General features: G+C 72.5%; 5 protein-coding genes. All 5 read left to right on the top strand.

Going from position 1 to position 6060, the window contains the following annotated elements; all coding sequences use genetic code 11:
* Positions 1-2808: translation initiation factor IF-2 (gene infB, locus ACFWPT_RS35585; protein WP_380486923.1), on the top strand; the 2808-nt coding region annotated here is incomplete at its 5' end.
* 215 nt (positions 2809-3023) lie between these two features.
* Positions 3024-3320, top strand: coding sequence for a DUF503 domain-containing protein (locus ACFWPT_RS35580; protein ID WP_063347622.1), 297 nt, complete (start codon positions 3024-3026; stop codon positions 3318-3320).
* Between the two features lie 153 nt (positions 3321-3473).
* Positions 3474-3914 (top strand): 30S ribosome-binding factor RbfA, encoded by a 441-nt coding sequence (gene rbfA / locus ACFWPT_RS35575; protein WP_063347621.1) that lies wholly within the window; start codon positions 3474-3476, stop codon positions 3912-3914.
* 2 nt (positions 3915-3916) lie between these two features.
* The gene (locus ACFWPT_RS35570; protein ID WP_380486921.1) at positions 3917-5020 is read left to right on the top strand and encodes a bifunctional oligoribonuclease/PAP phosphatase NrnA; all 1104 of its coding nucleotides are present in this window, start codon (positions 3917-3919) and stop codon (positions 5018-5020) included.
* 34 nt (positions 5021-5054) lie between these two features.
* Positions 5055-5984, top strand: a complete 930-nt coding sequence (gene truB, locus ACFWPT_RS35565; RefSeq protein ID WP_380380904.1) for a tRNA pseudouridine(55) synthase TruB — start codon at positions 5055-5057, stop codon at positions 5982-5984.
* The last annotated feature ends 76 nt before the right edge of the window (positions 5985-6060 follow it).

The following is a 6060-nucleotide window of genomic DNA, read 5'->3' as shown; positions in this document are numbered from 1 at the left end:
ACCCCGGGCCCGCGCCCGGCGGCGCGTCCCGCCGCTCCGGCGGCCCCGGCCGCTCCCGCGGCCGAGTTCTCCTCGCCGGCTCCGGCCGGTGACACCCCGCGTCAGGCCCCGCAGGCCTCGCAGGCTCCGCAGGCTCCGCAGGCCTCGCGTCCGGCCGGTCCCGCCGGCGGCGGTGCCCGTCCGGGTCCGCGTCCGGCCGGTCCGCGTCCGGGCAACAACCCGTTCACCTCGGGCAGCGCGACCGGTATGGCCCGCCCCGGCGACCGCCGTCAGGGCGCGCCGGGTGCGCGTCCCGCCGGTCAGGGCGCCCCGGGTGGCGACCGTCCGCGTCCGGGCGGCGACCGTCCGCGTCCCGCTGGTGCTCCCGGTGCCGACCGTGGCGCCGCGCGTCCGGGTGGCGACCGTCCGCGTCCCGCCGGTGCTCCCGGCGCTGACCGTGGCGCCGCGCGTCCGGGTGGCGACCGTCCGCGTCCCGCCGGTGCTCCCGGCGCTGACCGTGGCGCCGCGCGTCCCGGTGGCGACCGTCCGCGTCCCGACGGCATGCCGCGTCCGGCCGGTCCGCGCCCCGGCGCCCCGTCCCCGTCCGGCATGCCGCGCCCGAACCCGGGCATGATGCCGCAGCGTCCGGCTCCGGGCCCGCGTCCGGGCCCCGGCGGCCGTGGCCCCGGTGGCCCCGGTGGCCGTCCGGGTGGTCCGGGTGCCGGTGGCGCCCGTCCGGGCTTCCAGGGTCGTCCGGCCGGTCCGGGCTCGCGTCCGGCCGGTGGCGGCGGCTTCGGCGGTCCGCGTCCCGGTGGCGGTGCCCCCGGTGGCGGCGGCGGCTTCGGTCCGCGTCCCGGTGGTTTCGGTGGTCGTCCCGGCGGCCCGGGTGCCCGTGGTGGCACGCAGGGCGCCTTCGGTCGTGGCCCGGGCGGTCGCCCGGCGCGTGGCCGCAAGTCGAAGCGGGCGAAGCGCCAGGAGTACGAGGCCATGCAGGCCCCGTCCGTCGGCGGTGTGATGCTGCCTCGCGGCAACGGCCAGACCGTTCGCCTGTCGAGCGGCGCCTCGCTGATGGACTTCGCGGAGAAGATCAACGCCAACCCGGCCGCGCTCGTCTCCGTCATGTTCAACCTCGGTGAGATGGTCACCGCGACGCAGTCGGTCTCCGACGCGACCCTCGAGCTGCTGGCCGGCGAGATGGGCTTCATCCTGGAGATCGTCAGCCGCGACGACGAGGACCGCGAGCTGCTGGAGTCGTTCGACATCGACTTCGGTGCGAACGAGGGCGACGAGGACCAGCTGGCCCCGCGCCCGCCGGTCGTCACCGTCATGGGTCACGTCGACCACGGTAAGACCCGCCTGCTGGACGCCATCCGCAAGTCCAACGTGGTGGCCGGCGAGGCCGGTGGCATCACCCAGCACATCGGTGCCTACCAGGTCGTCACCGAGGTGAACGGCGAGCAGCGCCCGATCACCTTCCTCGACACCCCGGGTCACGAGGCGTTCTCCGCCATGCGTGCCCGTGGTGCCAAGTCCACCGACATCGCGATCCTGGTGGTCGCGGCCAACGACGGTGTCATGCCGCAGACGGTCGAGGCGTTGAACCACGCCAAGGCCGCGGGTGTGCCGATCGTGGTCGCCGTCAACAAGATCGACGTCGAGGGCGCCGACCCGACCAAGGTCCGCGGTCAGCTGACCGAGTTCGGTCTGGTGGCCGAGGAGTACGGCGGCGACACCATGTTCGTCGACATCTCCGCGCGCCAGGGCCTCAACATCGAGCAGCTGCTGGAGGCCGTGGTCCTCACCGCGGACGCCTCGCTCGACCTGCGGGCCAACCCCGAGCAGGACGCGCAGGGTATCGCCATCGAGGCCCACCTCGACAAGGGCCGCGGCGCCATGGCGACCGTGCTCGTGCAGCGCGGTACCCTCCGCGTCGGCGACTCGATCGTGGTCGGCGACGCCTACGGCCGCGTCCGCGCGATGCTGGACGAGAACGGCAACAGCCTCGCCGAGGCCGGCCCGTCCCGCCCGGTGCTGCTGCTCGGTCTGACCTCGGTGCCCCGCGCCGGCGACAGCTTCATCGTCGTCGACGAGGACCGCACCGCCCGTCAGATCGCCGAGAAGCGCTCGGCCCGCGACCGCAACGCCGCCTTCGCGCAGCGTCGGGTCCGGGTGTCCCTGGAGGACCTGGACAAGGCCATCGCCGCCGGCGAGATCGAGCAGCTCAACCTCATCATCAAGGGTGACGTCTCCGGTTCGGTCGAGGCCCTTGAGGACGCCCTCGTCAAGCTGGACGTGGGCGAGGAGGTCGAGCTCCGCATCCTGCACCGCGGTGTGGGTGCGATCACCGAGTCCGACGTCAACCTGGCGATGGGTTCGGACGCCATCATCATCGGCTTCAACGTGCGCGCCGAAGGCCGTGCGCGTACCGCGGCCGACAAGGAAGGCGTGGACGTCCGGTACTACTCGGTCATCTACCAGGCGATCGAGGAGATCGAGAACGCCCTCAAGGGCATGCTCAAGCCCGAGTACGAGGAGGTGCGCCTCGGCTCCGCGGAGATCCGCGAGGTGTTCCGCTCCTCCAAGTTCGGCAACATCGCGGGTGTCATCGTCCGCGAGGGCCTGCTGCGCCGCAACGCCAAGGCCCGCCTCATCCGCGACGGCAAGGTCGTGGCGGAGAGCCTCAACATCGAGGGTCTGCGCCGCTTCAAGGACGACGCGACCGAGGTCCGCGAGGGCTTCGAGGCCGGTGTCACCCTGGGGTCGTTCAACGACATCAAGGTCGAGGACATCATCGAGACCTACGAGATGCGCGAGAAGCCGCGTTCGTAGTCGGTGAAAGCCGGGGCCGGTCGACGGGTGGTATTTCCGTCGACCGGCCCCGGTCTCGCTGTGTAGGGTCCGGGGTAGTTCAGATGTTGCAGCGTTCTGATGTCGCAGCGTTCAGATGTGGCAGCGTTGAGATGCCGCAGCGTTCAGACCCAGTACCGGCAGCCCGGTTCCGGGCTGCCCCCCGAGGCCTTCCAGGTCGGCGAGACCTGTCATACATGTTCGTGGGAACACTCACCTTCGACCTGCTGTTGGGCGACGTCCACTCGCTCAAGGAGAAGCGTTCGATCGTGCGGCCCATCGTGGCCGAACTGCAGCGCAAGTACAGCGTGTGCGCTGCCGAGACCGGGAACCAGGATCTGCACCGCAGGGCCGAGATCGGCCTCGCGGTGGTGGCCGGCGATGCCGGCTACGTCACCGAGATCCTGGACAGCTGTGAGCGGTTGGTCGCCGGCCGCCCCGAGGTGCAGCTCCTCTCCGCGAGGAGGAGGTACCACAACGACGACGATGAATGAGAGCCGTGGAGGCGGTCGGCGGAAGTCGCCGTTCTCACACGGATCAGGACCCAGAGCGCCCGCAAGGCCGGGCGCGGGCCGGTACTTTGGGGCGTGGGCCCCGAAGGGTGCGCAGCTCACCCGAATGCCGGACCCACTGCACGAGGAGGCAACGTGACCGACACCGCAAGGGCGCGCAAGCTCGCCGACCGCATCCAGGTGGTCGTCGCCCAGACTCTGGAGCGGCGGGTCAAGGACCCGCGACTGGGGTTCGTGACCATCACCGACACCCGGGTGACCGGGGATCTGCGCGAGGCCACCGTCTTCTACACCGTCTTCGGCGACGAGACCGAGCGCGAGGCCACGGCCGCCGCGCTGGAGAGCGCCAAGGGCGTGATCCGCTCCGAGGTCGGCAAGATCGGGGTGCGTTTCACCCCGACGCTGACCTTCGTCGCGGACGCGCTGCCGGACAACGCCCGGAACATCGACGACCTGCTCGACCGGGCCAAGGCCATCGACGCGGCGGTGCGCACCACCGCCGCGGGCGCGACCTACGCCGGCGAGGCGGACCCGTACAAGGTTCCGGCGGCCGAGCGTGACGACGAGGACGAGTAGTCATGGCGGGTGAGCCGGCGAAGGCCGCCTCGCGAGCCGGTTCGACCACGGGGGCGTCTTCCACCAGCAGGGTGGAGGACGCCCTCGTGGCGCTCCCGGGGCCGCGCACCGAGGAGAGCGGTTTCGAGCTGCTCTGGCAGCAGGTGGTGGCGGAGATCGGGCGGGCCCGGTCGATCGACCTGATCTGCCACATCTGCCCGGACGGCGACGCCCTGGGCTCCTCGTTGGCGGCCGCGCTGGCGCTGCGCGGGCTCGGCAAGCGGGTGCGGGTCTCCTTCGGCGACGACCCGCAGATCGTGCCCGAGTCGCTGGCCTTCCTGCCCGGCCAGGAGCTGATCGTGCCGGCCGCCGAGGTGCCGGACGTCCCCGAGCTGGTGCTCTGCTTCGACGTGGCCGCGGAGAGCCGGCTCGGCCTGCTGCACGGCAAGGCCTTCGCCGCGCCGGTGCTGGTGGTGATCGACCACCACGCCTCCAATCCGGGCTTCGGCACCCACCAGCTGATCGACCCGACCGCGCCGGCCACCGCCGTCCTGGTCGACGAACTGCTGCGCCGGCTCGGCGTCGAACTCGACCAGGACCTGGCCACCTGCCTGTACACCGGCGTCGCCACCGACACCGGTTCGTTCAAGTACCGGGCCACCACGCCCGCCACCCACGAACTCGCCGGGCGGCTGCTGGCCACCGGCATCCGGCACGACCTGATCTCCCGGCAGCTGTGGGACACCTCCTCCTTCGGCTACCTCAAGGTGCTCGCGGGCGCGCTCGACCGGGCCGTCTACGAGCCGGACGCGGCCGGGGGGCTGGGCCTGGTGTGGACCTGGGTGCCGTACCAGGACCTGGTGCTGTTCAGCGTCACGGTCGAGGAGATCGAGGGGCTGATCGACATCCTGCGCCGCCCGGCCGAGGCCGAGGTGGCGCTGGTGCTCAAGCAGGACCCGGACGGCACGCTGCGGGGCTCCTCGCGTTCCAAGGGCGCGGTGGACGTCGCCGCCGCCTGCGCCGAGCTGGGTGGCGGCGGGCACGTCTTCGCGGCCGGGTTCAGCGCCCGGGAGGACGTGGCCGCGGTGGTCGAACGGTTCCGGGGCGCGCTGCGACCGGTACGTTGATCATCTCTTGACCGCTTTTTAGAGAAAGAACTTGATGAAGCGCAAAGGCACCGGCCCGGACGGCCTGGTGATCGTCGACAAGCCCGAGGGCATCACCTCCCACGGGGTCGTCGCCAAGCTGCGATGGCTGGCCGGGACGCGGAAGGTCGGGCACGCCGGCACGCTCGACCCGATGGCCACCGGCGTGCTGGTGATCGGCGTCGAGCGGGCCACCCGGCTGCTCGGCCACCTGATGCTCACCGCCAAGACGTACGAGGCGACCATCCGGCTCGGCCAGACCACCGTCACCGACGACCGGGAGGGCGAGGTCACCGCGTCCGCCCCGGCCGACGGGGTGACCAGGGAGGCGATCGACGCCGGGATCGCCGCGCTCACCGGCGAGATCATGCAGGTGCCCTCCAAGGTCAGCGCGATCAAGATCGACGGCAAGCGGTCGTACGCGCGGGTGCGCGAGGGCGAGGACTTCGAGCTCGCGGCCCGGCCCACCACGATCCACTCCTTCACCGTGCACGCACAGCGCGCGGCGCTCGCCGAGGACGGCACGCCGGTGATCGACCTGGACGTGACCGTCGAGTGCTCCTCCGGCACCTACATCCGGGCGCTGGCCCGCGACCTGGGCGCCGGGCTCGGCGTCGGCGGCCACCTCACCGCGCTGCGGCGCACCAGGGTCGGGCCGTACTCGGTGGAGTCGGCGCACACCCTGGAGCAGCTGGAGGCCGCGGTCACCGGCGAGTCCCCGGCGGGGCTGCAGGTGCTGCCGATCGGGGAGGCCGCGGCCGCCGCCTTCCCGCGCTGGGACCTGGACGAGTCGCAGGCGGAGAAGCTGTCGCACGGCGCCCGGCTCAAGGCGCCCGGGCTGGGCGTGGACGGGCCGATCGCGGTGTTCGGGCCGGACGGGCGCTTCCTCGCGCTGGTCGAGGAGACGGGCGGGCAGGCGAAGCCGGTCGCGGTCTTCGTCGGCTGACGCCCCGCAGCGCACGCGTTGCCCCCGTCGGGAGTCTTCCGGCGGGGGCTTCGCTCGTTCGGGAGTCGTCCCGGGA

It is taken from the genome of Kitasatospora sp. NPDC058478, assembly GCF_042720345.1.
Taxonomy (GTDB): Bacteria; Actinomycetota; Actinomycetes; order Streptomycetales; family Streptomycetaceae; genus Kitasatospora.
This window is presented reverse-complemented; position numbering and strand designations above follow the sequence as displayed.